Source organism: Qipengyuania xiapuensis, assembly GCF_019711395.1.
Taxonomy (GTDB): Bacteria; Pseudomonadota; Alphaproteobacteria; order Sphingomonadales; family Sphingomonadaceae; genus Qipengyuania; species Qipengyuania xiapuensis.
Window position 1 is genome coordinate 522,460 of sequence record NZ_JAIGNL010000001.1, and the last position, 17,722, is coordinate 540,181.

Below are 17,722 nucleotides of genomic sequence, written 5' to 3' on the forward strand. Positions count from 1 at the left end.
ACCCTATTCGTAATCCTCGTAGCCGCCGCGCATTTCGGGCGAGGAGAACTTGGTGAACTCGCTCTGGAAGAGGAGCGGGACATTGCCTGTCGAACCGTGACGTTGCTTGGCGACGATCAGCGTGGCGCGATTGACCAGTTCGAGATGGCGCGCTTCCCAGTCGGCATATTTCTGGCGGACTTCCTCGCTGCTGGTCTCGTCCGGCGTGTCGGGCTTCAGCGCGTTGTGGTAATATTCGCCGCGGAAGATGAACCAGACCATGTCGGCGTCCTGCTCGATCGAGCCCGATTCGCGCAGGTCCGAAAGCTGCGGGCGCTTGTCCTCGCGCTGCTCCACCGCACGGCTGAGCTGCGAGAGCGCGATCACCGGCACGTGCAGTTCCTTCGCCAGCGTCTTGAGGCCGCGGCTGATTTCCGAGATTTCATTCACTCGGTTATCGTTCGCGCGGCCCGAACCCTGCAGCAGCTGGAGGTAGTCGACGATGACGAGGCCGATGTCGTGGCGGCGCTTCAACCGGCGCGCGCGTGTGCGCAGCGAACCGATGGTGAGGCCGGGCGTGTCGTCGATATAGAGCGGGAGCTCGTTCAGTTCCTGGCTGGCAAAGGAGAGGCGCTGGAACTCCTCCTTCGACAGCTTGCCTGAACGCAGTTTCTCCGAGGAGATCTCGGCGGTCTCGGCAAGGATACGCGTGGCCAGCTGGTCGGCGCTCATTTCCAGGCTGAAGAAGGCCGTGGCTGCACCCGGGCTCTCGCTTGCCTCGATGCCGATCTTCTTGTCGTCCATCAGGCGGCGCGCCGCGTTGAACGCGATGTTGGTCGCAAGCGAGGTCTTGCCCATGCCCGGACGCCCGGCGAGAATGATAAGGTCGGAATTGTGCAGGCCGGAGGTCTTGTCGTTAACCGTTTCGAGGCCTGTGGTCTTGCCCGAGAACTTACCACCCGAATTGATCGCGGCCTCGACCATCTTCAGGGCGCCGAGCGCGGCGGTGCGGAAGTCCTGCGCCTCGCTGCCCGTCGTTGCCCCCTCGGCCACCTTGTAGAGATCGGCCTCCGCCTGGCTGATCTTGTCCATCGGCGCGACTTCTTCCGAAGTGTCCAGCGCGCCTTCGACGAGGTTGCGGCCCACGCTCACCAGTTCGCGCAGCAGGGCAAGATCGTAAATCTGTTCGGCCAGCTTGCCGGTCGCGAGCAGGCCCTGCCCGTCGGCGGTCAGCTGCGCGAGATAGGTCACGCCGCCGAGTTGCTTCAAAGCTTCGTCGCTTTCGAAATAGGGCTTAAGCGTCACCGGCGTGGCGACCGAGTTGCGATCGATCAGCTTGTGGATGCGCTCGTAAATGCGCTGGTGCACCGGCTCGAAGAAATGATGCGGCTGGAGCGGGGTGTTGAGCTCCTGCACGACCTGGTTGTCGATCAATACCGCGCCAAGGAAGGCGGCCTCGGCCTCGACATTGCTCGGCAGGGTCTGGCCCTGAGCCTGCTTGGCGGGAGTCGAATCAGTGTCGGGGAAGAGGAGGTCGGTATCAGCCATGGCATCCTGATGCCTGTCTCGAAGGGGTACTGGCAAGGCGGCTATGCCACACATTCGCTGTGGATATTGGGGATGAAAGCAAGACCCCTTGCCCCGCGCCCGCGCAGTTGCGAAAGCAGCCTGAAGAAATGTCCGAATCCGCAGCACCTTCCGGCGACCAGCGCATTGCCAAGATCGACCTCGACGAGGAGACGATCATTTGGCGCAATGCCGATATCGAACAGGAACGGCGGATCGCGATCTTCGACCTGATCGAGGAAAACACCTTCAAGCCGGTACGCGCCGCCGAGAGAGGGGCGTTGGGCCCCTATCACCTGCGGCTTGCCGTGCGCGACGGGCGCCTGCTCATGACCATTGCCGACACCGACGACACGGTGCTCGAGGAATTGTTGCTCGGCCTTGCGCGTTTCCGCCGTCCGATCCGCGAGTATTTCGCGATTTGCGACAGTTATTACCAGGCCATTCGCAAGGCGACGCCGGGCGAGATCGAGACGATCGACATGGCACGGCGCGGGGTCCACAACCGCGCGGCAGAACTCCTGCTCGAGCGGCTGGAAGGCAAGGTCGAGACCGATTTCGCCACCGCGCGGCGCCTGTTCACGCTGATCTGCGTGCTCCACATCAAGGGCTGAGGCATGGCGCGCACAAAGCGAAAGAAGAAGCGCGGCGGCCTGTTCGTCAAACTGCTCCTCCTCATGCTGGTGGCGGGCGCGGGTTATTACGCCTGGACCTGGTACGAGCAGCGCGGCTGGCGCCCCGACGAGGACGTCTATCCCGATCAGGGCGCGATGATCGGCGAGGCCGACGGAGCGGTAAACTTCACCGTGCTCAAGGGGCTGGGCGCAAATTTCGTCTACCTCGAGGCGAGCCGGGGCGCGCGCGGGAAGGATGCGAATTTCTCGCGCAATCTGGAAGCCGCTCGCGAAGCGGGCCTGCAGGTCGGTGCGGTGCATCTCTTCGACCCATGCGAAACGGCTGACGGCCAATCGGCGAATTACGTCACCATCGTTCCGCGCGATGCGGACCTGCTCCCGCCTGCCATCCGGCTCTCGCGCACGACCGAAGAATGTTTCGAGCGCGTTTCCGATGCTGCGGTGCAGAGCGAACTCCTCACGCTGGTGAACCAGATCGAGGCGCATACCGAGGCACCCGTGGTGCTCTCGCCGAGCGAAGCATTCGAGGACCGCTATCGTCCTGCTCGCCGTCTCGAACGCGCGCTCTGGCTCGATGGTGACATGGCAGAGCCGGACTATGCCGGCAGGCCCTGGACCGTGTGGACCGCGAACTCCGCCTATGCGAGCGACGCGGCCGAGACCCCCTTGCGCTGGCTGGTCGTGCGACCCTAGGGCTGCGGATATGACCGACGAAGACCTCATCGCCGCTGCCCGCGAGGCTGCCGGAAACTCCTATTCGCCCTATTCCAACTTTGCCGTGGGCAGCGCGCTGCGCTTTTCCGATGGCAGCGTTGTGACCGGCACCAATATCGAGAATGCGAGCTATGGTCTCGCGCTCTGCGCCGAAACGGTCGCGGTCTCGAAGGCCATGGCCGACGGCGTGCGCGGCGGGCTGGAGGCGGTTGCGGTGACCGGGCCCGGCGATGCGCCGATTACGCCGTGCGGACGGTGCCGGCAGGTGCTCAACGAACTCGCGCAGCTTGGCGGGACGGACCCGCTGGTCCTTTGCGTGGGGCCTGAGGAAGTGCGCCGCGTACGCCTGAGCGAATTGCTGCCCGACGCATTCGGACCCGCAAGCCTCGACTAAGCCTTTCTTCACGAATTCGGGCTAGCTGGGTTTCGTGGCGCGATGTGCGTCCGGAGTGAGCCCCGATGAAGTTTGTGACCCTCGAATCGCGCGGCGGCAATTACATGGTCGTCGCGAGCAATGTCGCCTGGCTCAGGGTCGGCGAGAATGGCCAGACGCTGGTCGGCATCATCGGCAGTCAGCCGCTGCTCGTTACCGGAACGCCCGATAGCGTGGCGCAGAAACTCGCCGCGACCTGACGCGCTGGCCTAGCAGCCTGCCTCCCGCTAGGACCGGTGACATGATCGACCGGCGCGGCGCACTTGGCTCGGTGGCAGCCTTTTCATTGGCTCTGGGTTCGCCCGCGACAGCGCTGGCGAGAAGCCGTAGGACAGCGCGCCGCATTTCGCTCGGGGACACGGTCGGCCTGGTCGCCCCGGCCAGCGCGGTCTCGGAAGGGGAGATCGCCTTTGCGCAGCACAATGTCAGCGGCATGGGTCTCGTCCCGAAGCTGGGAGCAAATGTCGCGCGCACCGACGGCTATCTTGCAGGAACCGATGCCGAGCGCGCGGCCGACCTCAACGCCATGTTCGCCGACGATGACATCGCCGCGATCTTCGCGATCCGCGGCGGCTGGGGAGGAGCGCGGCTGCTCGAACTGCTCGACTGGGACATGATCGCGCGCAATCCCAAGCTGCTGATCGGCTACAGCGATACGACCTCGCTGCACCTCGCGATCGCCGCGCGGGCAGGGTTTGCGACGCTGCACGCGCCCAATGCGAGCAGCCCGTGGCCGAAGACGAGCTGGGAAAGCCTCTGGCGGCTCGGCTTCACCGGCGAGACTCCGGTGCTTGCCGACGACGGCGAGGTCTCGACGGGGCGCACGATTACTTCGGGTCGCGCCCGCGGAAGGCTGCTCGGCGGCAATCTCACCGTGCTCTCGACTTTGATGGGGACGCCGTGGACGCCCGATTTCGACGGCGCGATCCTGTTCCTCGAGGACGTCAACGAGGAGGAATACCGCATCGACCGCATGCTCCAGCAGCTCGCGTTGGCAGGCGTGCTCGGCAGGTTGTCGGGCGTAGTTTTCGGCCGCTGCCGCAGCTGCGCCTCGGACGAGCCCGACTATGCCGGGCTGACGTTGGACGAAGTTCTCGACCGGCATCTCGGGCCGCTCGGCATCCCCGCATTCGTCGGCGCGAATATCGGCCACCATCGCGGGCAGTTGAGCCTGCCGCATGGCGGTGATGTGGAAATCGATGCGGACGCGCGCACGATCGAACTCAAGAGGCCGATCGTGCGCTGAGGCGCGTCAGACGCCCTGTTCGTCCATGAATTCGACCAGCGCCGCGAGACAGTCGCGCGCAAGGAACTTGCAGCGCTCGGGCGACCAGCCCTGCTCGGGTTCGGGATCGGCCTTGTTGTCCTTGTAAGGCATCTCGAGCGTCATCGCGGTCGCGCCGAAACGCTCTGCGACCTGGTTGGTGCTCATGGAGAGATTTGCCTTGCCCGGAGCGGCCTTGGTGTAGCCGAACTCGGTCTGGAAATCGGGTGTGCGGCGATCGAGGATGCTCTCGTAGCTGTAGTAGCGCTTGCCGTGCTCCTCGGTCCACGAGGGGATGCCCTCGTAGCCAGCGAGGAAGCTGACCGGGATCGCCTCGTCACCGTGGACGTCCATGGCGAAATCGACGCCGGTCTTGTCCATGTGGTTGCGGATCGCGAGGACTTCCGGGCTGCGTTCGGCAGTCGGGTTTTCCCACTCGCGGTTGAGGTTTGCACCGGCCGCATTGACGCGCAAGTTTCCGCGGCGCGAGCCGTCGGGATTGCAATTCGGCACGATGTGCAGGCGGCAGCGCTTGCGCAGCGCGCGGCCCACGCTGTCGGCGGGATCGGTCAGCACTTCGAGCGCGCCTTCCATCCACCATTCGGCCTGCGTCTCGCCGGGATGCTGGCGGGCGTAGAGCCACACGTTGTAGCTGCCTTCGCCCATCTCGAGGCAGTCGATCGGCTGACCGTCGAGCGTATTGCCGAGCGCGATGTGATCGACGCCTTCCGAAGCGGCTGCCTCGGCGACGAGGTCGTGGTGACGCTCCATCGAATAGGGCGCGAAATAGGCGAACCAGGCGATGTCGCTCGCCGGCGTGTAGCGGATCGTCAGCGTGCCGCCCTGCTCGTCCTTGTCGTAGCTCGACGAAGCGCGGCCCCAGTAGTCGCGGTCTTCGGATACGCAGGCGTCATAGTCGGGCCAGCCATCGGGATAGGCACTGTCCGAAAGCTGCGTGATCTTGAGCACCAGTTCGCGGCCCTTCGCGCCAGCGACGCGGAAGTGGAACCACTGCTTGAACTCGCTCTTGGTATCCAGCGGGATGGCCAGCGTCGCATTCGCGCCGTCCACCGACAGGACCTCGATGTTGCCGCTGTCGAATGCTGAATCAATGCGGATATCGCTCACTCGGAGACCTCTACTTCTATGGTTTCGCCATTGTTGCCGGGGAAATCGCTGAACAGCGCGGCGGCCACCGTCTGCGCGTTGGCGTTTGATCGCGCAAGGGGAGAATTGTCTTTCACACGGAAGTCCGCGCGGCCTTCCCAAAGGCTTTGCGAAGTGTCCGCATCGCGGATGGTCACGGCGAGCATCGTGCCGAGCTTGTCGCGCTCTCCGCCGCCCAGGTTGATACCGATGCCGACACCCACGCCGGACCCGTAAGTTCCCGTGCTGCCGCCGACGCCGACGCTGACCGGCGAGCGCCTGCCGCCTGCCTCGAGAACGTAGCGTTCGACCGAGACCGTCGCGATCTGCGACGCCGATGCGCGGTCGCTCTCTGTATAGCCGAGGCTGCGCAGTTCCTCGGCAATGGCCGACTTGTACGGAGCCATCATCAGGCTGTCGTTGTCTTCGCCTGCCGCGCTTTCGATGAAGATCGTGCCTTCGCCAAGCCGCTCGACGCTCTCGGGCGCAACGAAGCGCGTCACCTCGACTGGGCCGGGAGGAGTTGCGCAGGCGCCAAGGGCAAGCGTGGCCAGCGCGGCGGAAAAGAGGGTTGGATACTTCATCATGCGACCTTTCATGCAATGCGAAAAACCGAAGCTCAGGTTCTACCAACGGGTAGTGGCAGGCAAGGCTCCGCAATGCATGCGGCGAGCCTCTTAGGTAATTGCCCTTACCAAATCGTATGCTAGGCCCGCCGTCGATGGAAAACGACACCAAGGTCCCCGTCCTCGTCACCGGCGGCGCCGGTTATATCGGCAGTCATGCGGTGCTCGCGCTCAAGGATGCGGGATGGCCGGTGGCAGTGATCGATAACCTCTCGACCGGCTTTGCCTTCGCCGTTCCGGAGGGCGTGCCGCTCTACGAAGGCGACATTGCCGATGCCGAACTGCTGGGGCGGATTTTCTCCGAACAGGGAACCAGGGCGATCATGCACTTTGCAGGTTCGATCATCGTCCCCGAATCGGTCGAGCAGCCGCTCAAGTATTACGAGAACAACACGGTGAAGAGCCGCGCGCTGATCGAGGCCGCGGTGAAGGGCGGGATGGAGCATTTCATCTTCTCTTCCACCGCAGCGACCTATGGCGTGCCGGAAAGCTCGCCGATCTCCGAGGATTCGCCCAAGAGCCCGATCAACCCCTATGGCTGGTCGAAGCTGATGACCGAACAGATGCTTGCCGATGCAAGTGCGGCCCACGGGTTCAATTTCTGTGCGCTGAGGTACTTCAACGTGGCGGGCGCGGATCCCGAGGCGCGCAGCGGCCAGTCTACGGCGGGCGCGACCCATCTCATCAAGGTCGCCTGCGAAGCGGCAACCGGAAAGCGCGACGGCGTATCGGTTTTCGGGACCGACTACGACACGCCAGACGGGACCGGTGTGCGCGACTACATTCACGTCAGCGACCTCGCCTCGGCGCATGTGCTCGCACTCGAAGCGCTGATCGGGCAACCCGATCGCTCGCTCACCATGAACTGCGGCTATGGCAAGGGCTTCTCGGTGCTCGAGGTGCTCGACGCGGTCGACCGGGTGACGAATTCGAGGATCGAACGGCGTATGGAACCGCGCCGGGCGGGCGATCCGGCCGAACTTGTGTCCGATCCCTCGCGCATCCGCGCCACATTGCCGTGGAAGCCCAGGCATGACGATCTCGGCGAGATCATCACACATGCGCTGCAATGGGAGCGCAGGCTGACCGAATTGCGGGGAAAGCCTTGACCAGAATCACCGCGCTCGCTAACGGGCGCGCTTGAAATTGGCGCGTCGGGGCTCCATCTCCGGCGCGTATTTATTTGATTAGAGAGATACGATGAAGATCCGCAACAGCCTCAAGTCGCTCAAGAGCCGTCACCGCGATTGCCGCGTGATCCGTCGTCGCGGCCGCACTTACGTCATCAACAAGACCAACCGTCGCTTCAAGGCCCGCCAGGGCTAAGCTTCGGCTGCGCGGGGCCATGCCTCGCGATTGTCTGTCTATCGGCCCGGCTCCCCATGGGAGTGCGGGCCGTTGATGTTTGGAGTTACGGGAAATGGCTAAGCAGGCTGTCGACGCAGTCGTTTTCGACGTGGGGCGCGTGCTCTACCAGTGGCAGCTGTCTGCCCTGTTCGAGAAGATCGTCGACGATCCGGTGCGGCTGGAAAAGGTCCTCGGCGAAGTCGTAACCGAGGAATGGCACTTCGAGCATGACCGCGGGCGCCCGCTCGCCGACATGGTGCCCGAACGCATCGCCCTATATCCCGAGTTCGAGGCCGAGATCCGCGCCTATGCGGGCCGCTTCAACGAGACCATTCCCGGGCCCGTCCCCGGCAGCCACGCGCTGGTCGAACGGCTCGACGAGAAAGGTGTCCCGCTTTTCGCGATCACCAATTTCGGAGCCGAGTTCTGGGCCGGATTCGTGCCGACCGCGCCGATCTTCACGCGTTTTCGCGACATCGTCGTCTCGGGCGAGGAATGTCTCGCCAAGCCCGACCCGGCGATCTTCGCGCTGTCCGCCGAGCGTTTCGGACACGATCCTGCGGCGATGCTCTTCATCGACGACAATCTCGCCAACATCGCATCGGCGCGCGAATGCGGGTGGCAGGTCCATCACTTCACCGAGGCTGAAGGGCTCGAGCACGATCTCGCGGCGCGCGGTCTCGTCTAGGCAAGAAAAAGGCCCCGGCGGTTGTCGCCGGGGCCGAAAGTTCCACCCTGATGGAGAGGGGGTGGGGGACTAGGAGGCAAACGCTATCAGCGGTTGCACTTCTCGAGACGCGATTCTTCGAGCTGCTCACCCTTGGTGGTGAAAGCGACAACTTCGCCGAGATCGCGCTGGAGTTCGCGGCACATGCGCATCGGACGCGAGGTGCCCTTGCTGGCGACACAGGTCGTGTCCTGGCACTTCCATGCAACGCCGCCTGCGATGACGGTGGTTTCGCTGGCAGGCTGTGCGAGTTCGGCAGTGTAGAACGGGCCGGTGTCGCGTGCTTCGGCGACGGTCGGAAGGGCCAGCGTGCCGAAGCCGGCAGCGGTGTAAGCGAGAGCAGCGCCGAGGACGCCGAGCTTGGTCGAACGGGGGATGGAGAGGGTCATCGATCGGTACCTTTCGGTTGGTGCATTTTTCACAACACCAGTTGCGGAAAGAGCAATGTAAGTTTCTCTTTGCAACTGGTTGCGAATCGCTACCTATCCAGATAGGTTGCTTTGCGCAACCCTTTTTCCGAAAAATTTGGCAGATCGAATTTTTCCGCTAGATAGGTTGCTGGGAAAGGACTGATTTTTATGGGCGACATCCGCGAACCGTTGCGCGAATTGACCGAATGCGGCTTGCCGCAGGCGCTTGAGGTCATGGGCGAGCGCTGGAGTTTCATGATCTTGCGCGCCAGCTTCAACGGGCTGCACCACTTCGAGGAATTCCTCAGTGAGCTCGGGATTGCCCGCAACATCCTCTCGAACCGGCTCGCCAAGCTGGTCGAACACGGGATCCTTCGCCGTGACCCGTGCCCCGATGATCGTCGCAAGATCGAATATCGCCTGACCGAAAAGGGTTTCGACCTGCTCCCCGCCATGGTCGCGCTGCGCCAGTGGGGCCAGAAATACGGTGCGGAAGTCATCGAAAACCCGGTTCTCGTCGACGAGCGCGATCGCCTGCCGATCGGCCCGACCTCGATTCTCAGCCACGACGGACGCATTCTCGGCCCGCAGGATCTGCACCTGGTCGAGCGCGCCAACCTCGGCATCCGTGCCGACGGTAGCAAGGCAACCGAGGGCGAAGTGCTGGGCATGGGCTCGGTGGTCGACCTCGAGGCGCTGCGCAAGGCGCGCGACGCCGCCTGAGCGAATCTCCCGAAAGGACGCCCGACGGCCGCTACATCATCGTGCGCGGCCGCTTGTGGCGTGCGAGCAATCCGAACCTGTCCGAGGCCGAGCGCGCGAAGCTCGTCGACCGGCTGATGGATGCACGCCGCGCTGTAGGAGCAGCGCTCAAGGCGGGCGACAGGACTGCGGAAAAGGCGGCGCGCGCCGATGTCCACGCGGCCAAGGTTGCGCTCGGCGAGCGCGGACCGGTGTGGTGGAGTGACGGCGCGCCCGACTACAATCGCCACCTCGTCAAGAACACGCCTTATGCAGGTGATTCAGGGTGACATGGTTAAGGAGGGGCGGGCTTTTCGCTACATCCGGCCGAAAGTGACGTCACTTTTCCAAGCCTGATCATCCATTCGCATTCCCGTAACTATATGAAAAATCACACGCGATCTGGGAATGTCGCCGATCTCCCGACTTCGTGACGTCATCGTTAAATTGATCGCAAGACCTCGCTGGCATAACCCCATGTGAATCGGGGGCTTGCCCCACGTAAGAGCCGGAAAAATCGCACGTGATCGAAATCGAAGTCCAGAACGAGTCGCACCAGACGCAATTCCGCATAAAGGCGGTTAGCGTGCCGCGCATTGGTGAAGGCATTCGCCTGAAGGAGCCCGATGGCAGCTGGGCGAGCTACGACGTGCTCGACGTCTGGTACCAGCAGGCCGATTACGGCGAGGTCTGGGTGCCCTATCTCCACGTGAAAACGACGCCTGCTGCAGGCAATGCCGAGGCCGTGCCCGCACCTGCCATGGGCGCCATGCCCGACCAGTCGATGCCGATCGCCGATTTCCTCGCCAAGTTCGAAGGCGACGACGAGCACGAAACGGTCAAGCTCAACCTCGACATCAGCGAGGAAGACTGAGCCTTAGCAGACCGGTGAAAGCTTAGACGGCCGCTCCTGCTGCAGGGGCGGCCGTTTTGCTTCCCGGTACCTTGCCCGCCTGCCAGCCGGCCCAGGTCAGCGCAGCACCGATCGCCAGACCCAGCAGAAGCCAGATCGTGGGATCGGTCCGCCCCATTGCCATGAACACTTCGCGCCAGCCATCCGACAGCCGGGCGACTGCGAAGATTGACGCCTGGCCCACGACCAATAGCGAGACCCATTTCATCGGCTGTTTCCCGGCAATGGGCGCGCCGCGCCAGAGCCAGACCGCGATGGCGAAGGCGATCGCATGGGCAAGGACCAGCGCGCCGTAGAATATATCGGTCGGAGCCTGGCTCGCGCCCAGGGCTATGAAGAGCGGGATGGCCATCAGTCTTGCGAGCATCGGCCCGATCAGCACGAACAGCGTGCCGATCATCCAACGTGCGTGCACGTGGACGCTGCGCCTTTCCTTGAGGGCCAGATAATAGAAGGCACCTATCCCGACGACCGATAGCAGGTCGTAGGCACCCAATCCTTCGCCATGGGCTTCGTAGATGATGCTGTCACCGAATGCGGTCGCATTGGCCATCGACCAGACGACGAGCATCGCACTGGCGAAGAAGAGCGGGAAGAAAAACAGACTCGCCCTGCCAAGGATCCGGTGTAGCGCGAGCTTGTCGCGCCGATGCGCAGCCCAGGCCTGCGCTGCCAGCAGGATCATCCATCCTGTCGCCGTCGCAGCGTGGAAATGCAGTTCCCAGCCCACTTCGGGCATGCGCCCGAAATAGCCGCGCCAGAATGCCGGAATGGTCAGCAAGGTCGCCAGCACGACCCACAGATACGCCTTCTTGTACGGCATGATTCCCTCCCCCGAGCCGCGCAATGATGGGAAATCTGGCGGCATTCCGGCCCATGGTCAATTGTGGCCGTTCCGGCGGAGACTTCCCTCCTAGGGTTCGATCACCTGTGGATCGAAAGGCTGTGGGTCGGCAATCCGGCCGATGAACAGGACGGCGTCGCGCTCGAGGTCGCGCAGTACGACGATGAACGGCCGGTCCGCACGGAACAGGATCGGTTCCTTGGGCAGCAGGCGGCCGCCACTAAGCACGATGCTGATCGTGGTCACCGCGGCAGCTTTCGTACCCTCGTCATAGACCTGCAGCTTGGTGACGTGCTTCACCTCGCTGACACTGATCGGGCGCTGGCCCGGTTCGGCAATCCCGCTCAGGTCGGCCTCAACCTCACTGAATGGCAGCGTGAGACCCAGTTTCTGGAGCGAAGCCACGAGCGACTGGGAATAGTCGGTCTCGAACTGGGGTATCTGCACGCGCACCAGCTCGGGGTCTTCATCGTCGAGGCGCAGTTTCATGCGCTCGATGAATTCCAGCGACGGCGCAGCCGACATGATCTCCCTGTCCTCGGGGATCATGATGTCCATGGCGTAGCGCCGATTGCGGTAGGGCAGGCGGATCGCCTCCCATCCGCTGCTTTTCGTGTAGGGAGTGTCGAAGGTCTCACCGACGAAGGTGAAAGGCTTCTCCTCACCGTTGCCGAAGAGAAACGGCAATTCCTGCTGAGACATGAGCTTCGTGCGCCAAAGCCCTTCGAAGTAGAGGGCGTTGGCGAGCAGCGCGACCATCGTGTCTTCGATGCCCGAGGGAGCGATGACTTCCGGGATCAACCCTTCGGTCGCCTCGTTCGCCCAGGCATTGATCCTATCCGCGCTCGCCTGCCTGTCGGTGAAATCGACGGTTTCGGCCTCGGCCTCGTAGGTCCTCCTTGTCTCGCGCAGATAGCTGTCACGGAAGCGGAAATCGCGATCGAGGAAGAGGGCGTTGGATATGTTCACCCGGACATCGCGCTCGTCGCTTTCGAAACCGAGCGGATCTGCGGGTGGCGGAAGGATGTCTTCGATTTGCTGTCGCGTATCGCTCCGCGCACCTGCGTGGAGGAGGCCGAAGGCGAGATCGATACTCGCAGGCGAGATGACGACATTCTCTTCCGGTTTCGCTTCGGCATCGAGCACCGGGAATAACGCTAGGGCGCCGCTGCGCTGCTGTTCGTTCGACGAAACCGACGCGCCTTCAGGCCTGTCGACCGGTGCGCATCCGGCGGCCGCGAGGATCGCGAGGACTGCTGCAAGACCGCTCCTTGTATTGGTGAATGGCTTCATCATGCTCCCCTTTCAGCAGTTACAACGACTTAGGCGCGAGGTGGTTGCCTCCGGTAGCTTAGCGCTTCGGCAATATGGATGCGCCCGACCTGCTCCGAACCTGAAAGGTCGGCGATCGTGCGGGCAACTCTCAGCATGCGCGTGTAGGCGCGTGCCGACAGGCGCATAGCCGTCGCGGCCTGCATGAGAAGTTCGCGCCCCTTTTCGTCGGGCCCGGCGAATGTCTCGAGGGCATCGCCCTGTAATTCGGCATTGGTCCGCACCCCGCTTTCCCCGGCCCTGGCGCTCTGCACTGCCCGTGCATTCGCTACCCGCGCCGCGACCTCGGCTGTCCCCTCCGCTGCCGGCGGCAGTGCCAAGTCTGCGGCGCTGACCGGATCGACTTCGACATGAAGGTCGATCCGGTCGAGCATCGGGCCCGACACCTTGCTCTGGTAATCGGCGGCGCATTTGGGAGCGCGGCTGCACGCGAGCGCGGGATCGCCGAGGTGACCGCAGCGGCAAGGGTTCATCGCCGCAACCAGCTGCACATTGGCGGGGAAGGTCACATGCGCATTGGCGCGCGCGACATCGACCGTGTTCGTCTCGAGCGGCTGGCGCAGCGAATCGAGCACGGCACGCTGGAATTCGGGAAGCTCGTCGAGAAACAGCACGCCGAGATGCGCGAGGCTGACTTCGCCCGGCTTCACCTTGAGCCCGCCTCCCGTCAGCGCGGCCATGCTCGCCGAGTGGTGCGGGGCGCGGAACGGTCGGGCACGGCTGATGCGCCCTTCCTCGAGCAGGCCTGCGACCGATTGCACCATGCTCACCTCGAGCGCCTCTGAGGGCGAAAGCGGAGGGAGGATGCCGGGCAGGCAACTGGCGAGTAACGACTTTCCGGCACCGGGCGGACCGATCATGAGAAGGTTGTGACCGCCCGCCGCCGCGATCTCGAGCGCGCGCTTGGCGGTTTCCTGTCCTTTGACCTGGCGGAGGTCGGGGGCGCGGCCCGCCTCTTCGACTTCGCCCTGTTCGGGCTGGGGCAGCTGGCTGGTCCCCTTGAGGTGATTGAGCAGGCTGGCGATATCCGGGGCGGCGATGACCGGCACTTCGCTGGCCCACTTGGCTTCCGAGCCTTGCGCGGCGGGACAGATCAGGCCCTTCTCCTGCTCGCTCGCATGGATCGCGGCGAGCAGGACACCGGGCGAGGGTGCGACCCGCGCATCGAGCGCCAGTTCGCCGACCATGATCCAGTCTTCGAGCTGCTCGGCATCGGTTACGCCCATGGCAGCAAGCACGGCGAGCGCGATCGGCAGGTCGTAATGCGAACCTTCCTTGGGCAGGTCGGCAGGCGAAAGATTGATGGTGATCCGCTTGGGCGGAAGCGCGAGGCCCATGCTGGAAAGCGCGGCGCGGACCCGCTCCTTGCTTTCGCCCACCGCCTTGTCGGCAAGGCCCACGATATTGAAATTGGGCAATCCCGGTGCGAGCGAGCATTGCACCTCTACAGCGCGTGCTTCCAGCCCGAGATAGGCCACCGTCCGGACCAGTGCGACCACTTCCATTCCCCCCTGCGATACTGGCGGTCTGGCAAGAAGTTGTTATATTGTCGAGACTTGGTCGATCCGTAATCGATCAAGCCCGCTTCAGGCTTGACCTTCTCGCCCGATTTCCTTAAGCGCGCCCACCTGTAGGCGGTCGCCCGTTTCGGCGGCCCTTTTTTGTCGGAGCGATTCGCCCGGCTGACAACGAATTAAACGAAGGATCATCCGATGAAGCGGACTTTCCAGCCCTCGAACCTCGTGCGCGCCCGTCGCCACGGTTTCTTCGCGCGCAAGGCTACCCCGGGTGGTCGCAAGGTTCTGCGTGCACGCCGCGCTCGCGGTCGCAAGAACCTCTGCGCGTAATCGCCTGATCGGTCGCGCTTCGGCGCGGCTTCGATCGCGATAGTCAAACGGGCTCCCATCGGGGGCCCGTTTTGCGTATCTGGCTTCCATGGACCCGAGCCTCTCCGTCATCCGCAAGCGCAGCGATTTCCTCGCTGCCAATCGCGGCATGCGCAATGCGAAGCCGGGTTTCGTGCTGCTGACACGTCCAAACGACGGGCAGGGCAAGCGCTACGGCATCACCGTCACCAAGAAGATCGGCAACGCCGTGGTGCGCAACCGGATGAAACGCCGGTTCCGCGAATTGCTGTGGGCGGCGCTCCCCGAAGCAGGTCTGGCGGACCATGACCACATCCTGATCGGACGCGAGGGCGGGGTGGAACGCGACTTTGCGAAGATGCGTGAAGAGCTCGCCGCCGCGCTGGCCCGTGCATCGAAGGGCGAGGGAGACCGCGCAAGGCGTCCGCGCCACAAGCGGTCGCCGCGCAAGTGAAGTACATTTTCATCTGGATCGCGCGCGCCTGGCAGCTCGGCCCGAGCCGTATCTTGCCGCCCACCTGCCGCTACACGCCCTCGTGCAGCCAGTACGCCATCGAGGCCTTGCAGAAATACGGGGCAATCAAGGGTGGATGGCTGGCCACGAAGCGGCTATTGCGCTGCCAACCTTGGGGGGGCTGCGGCCATGACCCGGTACCCTGAGCGGGTACTGTCTTGACGTAGCAATACACTCTTCCCATCTGATCGAAGACATTCACCAACGGGATCGACCTTGGAAAACTCACGCAATTTCGTGCTCGTGCTCACGCTCTCGCTCGCCGTCCTCATCGGCTGGCAGTGGGCGATGGACTATTTCTACCCGCAGCCGGAAGAAGTGCCGGTCACGGCCGAGAAGGTGGATACGCCTGCCGAGCAGGCCGAGGTCGCGCATTCGCGCACCGGCGGCTTGCAGGATTCCGCCGCCATTGCGCAGGAAGCGGCCGATCTCGAGACCTCGCTCGCCTCGCCCGAACGCGTGGCAATCGATTCGCCCAAGATTGCCGGTTCGATCAACCTGCAGGGCGGGTTCCTCGACGACGTCGTGCTCAAGGATTACGCGGCAACCGCAGATGATTCAGACGATGAGCCCGTGCGCATCTTCTCGCCGCGCGGAACGCCGGCACAGCAGGTTTCGCAGTTCGGCTTCCTCGTGAACGGCGAAAAGCTCTCGGACGACACGGTCTGGGAAAGCTCGGGCGGCGCGCTCTCGCAGGACAACCCGGTCACGCTGACGCATGCCGCGGGCGATGGCCTGACGCTCGAACAGACCTGGTCGATCGACGAGAACTACATGCTCACCGTCGAACAGGCGGTCAGCAACACCAGCGGTGTCCCCGTGGTCGTGCAGCCCTACGGCCTCGTCAGCCGCACCAGCGATACCGCCAGCGCCGACTTCTTCATCGCGCACTCGGGCCCCATCGGCAGCTTCGACCAGAGCGTCGACTACGATTACGACTATGACGACTTGGAAGACGATAAGAGCGTTTCCATGGCGGGCAAAACCGACTGGGTCGGCTTCACCGACATCTACTGGCTCGCAGCCATGGTCCCGCAGGAAGGCACTGCGCCCGATGCGACATTCCGCTCGCTCGGCGGCAACCTCTTCCGCGCCGACATGATCTACGACCCGATCACCATTCCCAACGGTCGCAAGGTCACCACCACCTCGCGCCTCTATGCAGGTGCGAAGGACAGCGAAATCCTCGACGCGTACCAGGACGCGGGTATCCCGCAGTTCGGTCTCGCGATCGACTGGGGCTGGTTCCGCTGGTTCGAGAAGCCGCTGCTCTGGCTGCTCAAGAACATCTTCGAACTTGTCGGCAATTTCGGTGTCGCGATCATCATCCTGACGATCATTGTTCGCGGCCTGATGTTCCCCATCGCGCAGAAGCAGTTCGCTTCGATGGCGGGGATGAAGGCGATCCAGCCGAAAATGAAAGCGCTGCAGGAAAAGTACAAGGACGACCGCGTCAAGCAGCAGCAGGAAATGCAGAAGCTGTTCAAGGAAGAGCAGGTCAATCCGCTGGCCGGCTGCCTGCCGCTGATCCTGCAGATCCCGATCTTCTTCGCGCTCTACAAGGTTCTCTACCTCGCGATCGAGATGCGCCACCAAGACTTCCTGTGGATCAGCGACCTTTCCGCGCCCGATCCGGCGACCATCCTCAACCTGTTCGGCCTGCTGCCGTTCACGCCGCCGAGTTTCCTCGCCATCGGCGTGCTCGCGGTGCTGCTGGGTGTGACGATGTGGCTGACCTTCAAGCTCAACCCGTCCGCGATGGACCCGGTCCAGCAGCAGGTCTTCGCGATCATGCCGTGGGTACTCATGTTCATCATGGCTCCGTTCGCAGCGGGCCTGCTGCTCTACTGGGTAACCTCGAACATCCTCACGCTCGCCCAGCAGAAATATCTCTATTCGAAGCACCCGCAATTGAAGGCGGCGGCCGAGAAGGAGAAGGCCGAGAAGGCCGCGGCGGCGAAGGCCGGGAAGTAGGATAGCGCAAGTGACCGAAGAAGAAGCCGCCGAACTTGCCCAGCTGGAGCGGCGCGCGAACAAGCTGTTTTCGGGGCGGGTGGAGTTCCTCCTCTCGGCCCCGCAGCTCAAGTTCCTGCCCGAACCCACCGTGCCCGAGATCGCCTTTGCGGGCCGATCGAACGTGGGCAAGAGCTCGCTCCTGAACGCGCTCACGGGGCGCAAGGCCATCGCGCGCACCTCGGTGACGCCTGGCCGCACGCAGGAGCTCAACTTCTTCGAGGTAGGCGAACCGACCCAGTTCCGTCTCGTCGACATGCCCGGCTACGGCTTTGCCAAGGCCCCGGTGAAGGTCGTCGAAAAGTGGAAAAATCTCGTGCGCACCTACCTGCGCGGGCGCCAGGTGCTGGTGCGCAACCTCGTGCTGGTCGACAGCCGTCACGGGCTGAAGGATGTCGACCGGGAGATGATGAAGATGCTTGACGAAGCCGCCGTCGGCTATCGCATCGTCATGACCAAGGCAGACAAGATCAAGGCAAGCGAACTCGCCAAGACCGTTGCTGCGGTCGAGGCCGAGGCCAAGAAGCACGTCGCAGCCTATCCGCATATCCACGTGACCTCGAGTGAGAAGGGCATGGGGATCGGAGAGCTTCGCGCCGCGCTGCTGCAGGATGCGGGCGTCTGATCCGGCTACGGATCGCCTCCCGCCTCCT

General features: G+C 63.5%; 23 protein-coding genes. 16 read left to right on the forward strand and 7 right to left on the reverse strand.

Annotated features, from left to right (window positions below):
* Positions 1–3: 3 nt before the first annotated feature.
* On the reverse strand, positions 4–1,527 hold the full coding sequence (locus K3163_RS02565; protein ID WP_221551902.1) for a replicative DNA helicase: 1,524 nt from the start codon (positions 1,525–1,527) through the stop codon (positions 4–6).
* 128 nt (positions 1,528–1,655) lie between these two features.
* Here K3163_RS02565 and K3163_RS02570 point away from each other — a divergent pair, with 128 nt between their 5' ends.
* From K3163_RS02570 to K3163_RS02590, 5 genes are all read left to right on the forward strand, one after another.
* A complete protein-coding gene (locus tag K3163_RS02570) occupies positions 1,656–2,159 on the forward strand; it encodes a UPF0262 family protein (RefSeq protein ID WP_221551905.1) in 504 nt (167 codons plus the stop codon).
* A gap of 3 nt (positions 2,160–2,162) precedes the next feature.
* Positions 2,163–2,873, forward strand: coding sequence for a glycoside hydrolase family 25 protein (locus K3163_RS02575; protein ID WP_221551907.1), 711 nt, complete (start codon positions 2,163–2,165; stop codon positions 2,871–2,873).
* A 10-nt stretch (positions 2,874–2,883) separates the two neighbouring features.
* The gene (locus tag K3163_RS02580; protein ID WP_221429344.1) at positions 2,884–3,288 is read left to right on the forward strand and encodes a cytidine deaminase; all 405 of its coding nucleotides are present in this window, start codon (positions 2,884–2,886) and stop codon (positions 3,286–3,288) included.
* A 65-nt stretch (positions 3,289–3,353) separates the two neighbouring features.
* Positions 3,354–3,527, forward strand: coding sequence for a hypothetical protein (locus tag K3163_RS02585; protein ID WP_221551908.1), 174 nt, complete (start codon positions 3,354–3,356; stop codon positions 3,525–3,527).
* Between the two features lie 41 nt (positions 3,528–3,568).
* Positions 3,569–4,573, forward strand: coding sequence for a S66 peptidase family protein (locus K3163_RS02590; protein ID WP_221551910.1), 1,005 nt, complete (start codon positions 3,569–3,571; stop codon positions 4,571–4,573).
* A 6-nt stretch (positions 4,574–4,579) separates the two neighbouring features.
* Here K3163_RS02590 and K3163_RS02595 read toward each other — a convergent pair whose 3' ends face one another.
* Complete coding sequence (locus K3163_RS02595; protein WP_221551913.1) at positions 4,580–5,719, reverse strand: M14 family metallopeptidase; 1,140 nt, start codon at positions 5,717–5,719, stop codon at positions 4,580–4,582.
* Positions 5,716–6,324 carry a DUF4136 domain-containing protein gene (locus K3163_RS02600; RefSeq protein WP_247710179.1) on the reverse strand — a complete coding sequence of 203 codons (609 nt, stop codon included), beginning with the start codon at positions 6,322–6,324 and terminating at the stop codon, positions 5,716–5,718. Before K3163_RS02600 ends, K3163_RS02595 begins: the two co-directional genes overlap by 4 nt.
* 134 nt (positions 6,325–6,458) lie before the next feature.
* On the opposite strand from K3163_RS02600, the gene galE reads away from it, so the two are divergent.
* The 3 genes from galE (at position 6,459) to K3163_RS02615 (ending at position 8,398) form a co-directional block, all read left to right on the forward strand.
* Positions 6,459–7,472, forward strand: coding sequence for a UDP-glucose 4-epimerase GalE (galE, locus tag K3163_RS02605; protein WP_221551914.1), 1,014 nt, complete (start codon positions 6,459–6,461; stop codon positions 7,470–7,472).
* A gap of 91 nt (positions 7,473–7,563) precedes the next feature.
* Positions 7,564–7,689, forward strand: coding sequence for a type B 50S ribosomal protein L36 (ykgO, locus tag K3163_RS02610; protein WP_006833921.1), 126 nt, complete (start codon positions 7,564–7,566; stop codon positions 7,687–7,689).
* A gap of 94 nt (positions 7,690–7,783) precedes the next feature.
* Positions 7,784–8,398 (forward strand): HAD family hydrolase, encoded by a 615-nt coding sequence (locus K3163_RS02615; RefSeq protein WP_221551916.1) that lies wholly within the window; start codon positions 7,784–7,786, stop codon positions 8,396–8,398.
* 86 nt (positions 8,399–8,484) lie between these two features.
* Here K3163_RS02615 and K3163_RS02620 read toward each other — a convergent pair whose 3' ends face one another.
* The gene (locus K3163_RS02620; protein ID WP_221551918.1) at positions 8,485–8,826 is read right to left on the reverse strand and encodes a CC_3452 family protein; all 342 of its coding nucleotides are present in this window, start codon (positions 8,824–8,826) and stop codon (positions 8,485–8,487) included.
* A gap of 189 nt (positions 8,827–9,015) precedes the next feature.
* Here K3163_RS02620 and K3163_RS02625 point away from each other — a divergent pair, with 189 nt between their 5' ends.
* From K3163_RS02625 to K3163_RS02635, 3 genes are all read left to right on the forward strand, one after another.
* Positions 9,016–9,570 (forward strand): winged helix-turn-helix transcriptional regulator, encoded by a 555-nt coding sequence (locus tag K3163_RS02625; protein WP_221429337.1) that lies wholly within the window; start codon positions 9,016–9,018, stop codon positions 9,568–9,570.
* Positions 9,571–9,611: 41 nt separating this feature from the next.
* Positions 9,612–9,878 carry a hypothetical protein gene (locus tag K3163_RS02630; protein ID WP_247710178.1) on the forward strand — a complete coding sequence of 89 codons (267 nt, stop codon included), beginning with the start codon at positions 9,612–9,614 and terminating at the stop codon, positions 9,876–9,878.
* Positions 9,879–10,111: 233 nt separating this feature from the next.
* Complete coding sequence (locus K3163_RS02635) at positions 10,112–10,462, forward strand: hypothetical protein (protein WP_221429336.1); 351 nt, start codon at positions 10,112–10,114, stop codon at positions 10,460–10,462.
* A 22-nt stretch (positions 10,463–10,484) separates the two neighbouring features.
* On the opposite strand, the gene K3163_RS02640 is transcribed toward K3163_RS02635, so the two are convergent.
* The 3 genes from K3163_RS02640 to K3163_RS02650 all read right to left on the reverse strand — a co-directional run bounded on the left by K3163_RS02640 (position 10,485) and on the right by K3163_RS02650 (position 14,176).
* Complete coding sequence (locus K3163_RS02640) at positions 10,485–11,324, reverse strand: hypothetical protein (RefSeq protein ID WP_221551920.1); 840 nt, start codon at positions 11,322–11,324, stop codon at positions 10,485–10,487.
* A 90-nt stretch (positions 11,325–11,414) separates the two neighbouring features.
* Complete coding sequence (locus K3163_RS02645; RefSeq protein ID WP_221551922.1) at positions 11,415–12,641, reverse strand: serpin family protein; 1,227 nt, start codon at positions 12,639–12,641, stop codon at positions 11,415–11,417.
* A 26-nt stretch (positions 12,642–12,667) separates the two neighbouring features.
* Positions 12,668–14,176 carry a YifB family Mg chelatase-like AAA ATPase gene (locus K3163_RS02650; protein WP_221553947.1) on the reverse strand — a complete coding sequence of 503 codons (1,509 nt, stop codon included), beginning with the start codon at positions 14,174–14,176 and terminating at the stop codon, positions 12,668–12,670.
* 213 nt (positions 14,177–14,389) lie between these two features.
* On the opposite strand from K3163_RS02650, the gene rpmH reads away from it, so the two are divergent.
* The 5 genes from rpmH to yihA all read left to right on the forward strand — a co-directional run bounded on the left by rpmH (position 14,390) and on the right by yihA (position 17,694).
* Positions 14,390–14,524, forward strand: a complete 135-nt coding sequence (gene rpmH / locus K3163_RS02655) for a 50S ribosomal protein L34 (protein ID WP_006833929.1) — start codon at positions 14,390–14,392, stop codon at positions 14,522–14,524.
* Positions 14,525–14,612: 88 nt separating this feature from the next.
* Positions 14,613–14,996 (forward strand): ribonuclease P protein component, encoded by a 384-nt coding sequence (gene rnpA / locus K3163_RS02660; RefSeq protein ID WP_221429332.1) that lies wholly within the window; start codon positions 14,613–14,615, stop codon positions 14,994–14,996.
* Positions 14,993–15,202, forward strand: a complete 210-nt coding sequence (gene yidD, locus K3163_RS02665) for a membrane protein insertion efficiency factor YidD (RefSeq protein WP_221429331.1) — start codon at positions 14,993–14,995, stop codon at positions 15,200–15,202. The genes rnpA and yidD overlap by 4 nt, the downstream gene beginning before the upstream one ends.
* Before the next feature lie 70 nt (positions 15,203–15,272).
* Positions 15,273–17,030, forward strand: coding sequence for a membrane protein insertase YidC (gene yidC, locus K3163_RS02670; RefSeq protein ID WP_221551924.1), 1,758 nt, complete (start codon positions 15,273–15,275; stop codon positions 17,028–17,030).
* A gap of 10 nt (positions 17,031–17,040) precedes the next feature.
* A complete protein-coding gene (yihA, locus tag K3163_RS02675) occupies positions 17,041–17,694 on the forward strand; it encodes a ribosome biogenesis GTP-binding protein YihA/YsxC (protein ID WP_221429329.1) in 654 nt (217 codons plus the stop codon).
* Positions 17,695–17,722: the final 28 nt, after the last annotated feature.

Coding starts and splice junctions, on each gene's coding strand:
- K3163_RS02645 (WP_221551922.1), bottom strand. CDS start 12,641: ATGATGAAGCCATTCACCAATACAAGGAGCGGTCTTGCAGCAGTCCTC.
- K3163_RS02580 (WP_221429344.1), top strand. CDS start 2,884: ATGACCGACGAAGACCTCATCGCCGCTGCCCGCGAGGCTGCCGGAAAC.
- galE (WP_221551914.1), top strand. CDS start 6,459: ATGGAAAACGACACCAAGGTCCCCGTCCTCGTCACCGGCGGCGCCGGT.
- K3163_RS02625 (WP_221429337.1), top strand. CDS start 9,016: ATGGGCGACATCCGCGAACCGTTGCGCGAATTGACCGAATGCGGCTTG.
- K3163_RS02615 (WP_221551916.1), top strand. CDS start 7,784: ATGGCTAAGCAGGCTGTCGACGCAGTCGTTTTCGACGTGGGGCGCGTG.
- K3163_RS02585 (WP_221551908.1), top strand. CDS start 3,354: ATGAAGTTTGTGACCCTCGAATCGCGCGGCGGCAATTACATGGTCGTC.
- K3163_RS02590 (WP_221551910.1), top strand. CDS start 3,569: ATGATCGACCGGCGCGGCGCACTTGGCTCGGTGGCAGCCTTTTCATTG.
- K3163_RS02565 (WP_221551902.1), bottom strand. CDS start 1,527: ATGGCTGATACCGACCTCCTCTTCCCCGACACTGATTCGACTCCCGCC.
- K3163_RS02575 (WP_221551907.1), top strand. CDS start 2,163: ATGGCGCGCACAAAGCGAAAGAAGAAGCGCGGCGGCCTGTTCGTCAAA.
- K3163_RS02600 (WP_247710179.1), bottom strand. CDS start 6,324: ATGATGAAGTATCCAACCCTCTTTTCCGCCGCGCTGGCCACGCTTGCC.
- rpmH (WP_006833929.1), top strand. CDS start 14,390: ATGAAGCGGACTTTCCAGCCCTCGAACCTCGTGCGCGCCCGTCGCCAC.
- ykgO (WP_006833921.1), top strand. CDS start 7,564: ATGAAGATCCGCAACAGCCTCAAGTCGCTCAAGAGCCGTCACCGCGAT.
- K3163_RS02620 (WP_221551918.1), bottom strand. CDS start 8,826: ATGACCCTCTCCATCCCCCGTTCGACCAAGCTCGGCGTCCTCGGCGCT.
- K3163_RS02640 (WP_221551920.1), bottom strand. CDS start 11,324: ATGCCGTACAAGAAGGCGTATCTGTGGGTCGTGCTGGCGACCTTGCTG.
- rnpA (WP_221429332.1), top strand. CDS start 14,613: ATGGACCCGAGCCTCTCCGTCATCCGCAAGCGCAGCGATTTCCTCGCT.
- K3163_RS02570 (WP_221551905.1), top strand. CDS start 1,656: ATGTCCGAATCCGCAGCACCTTCCGGCGACCAGCGCATTGCCAAGATC.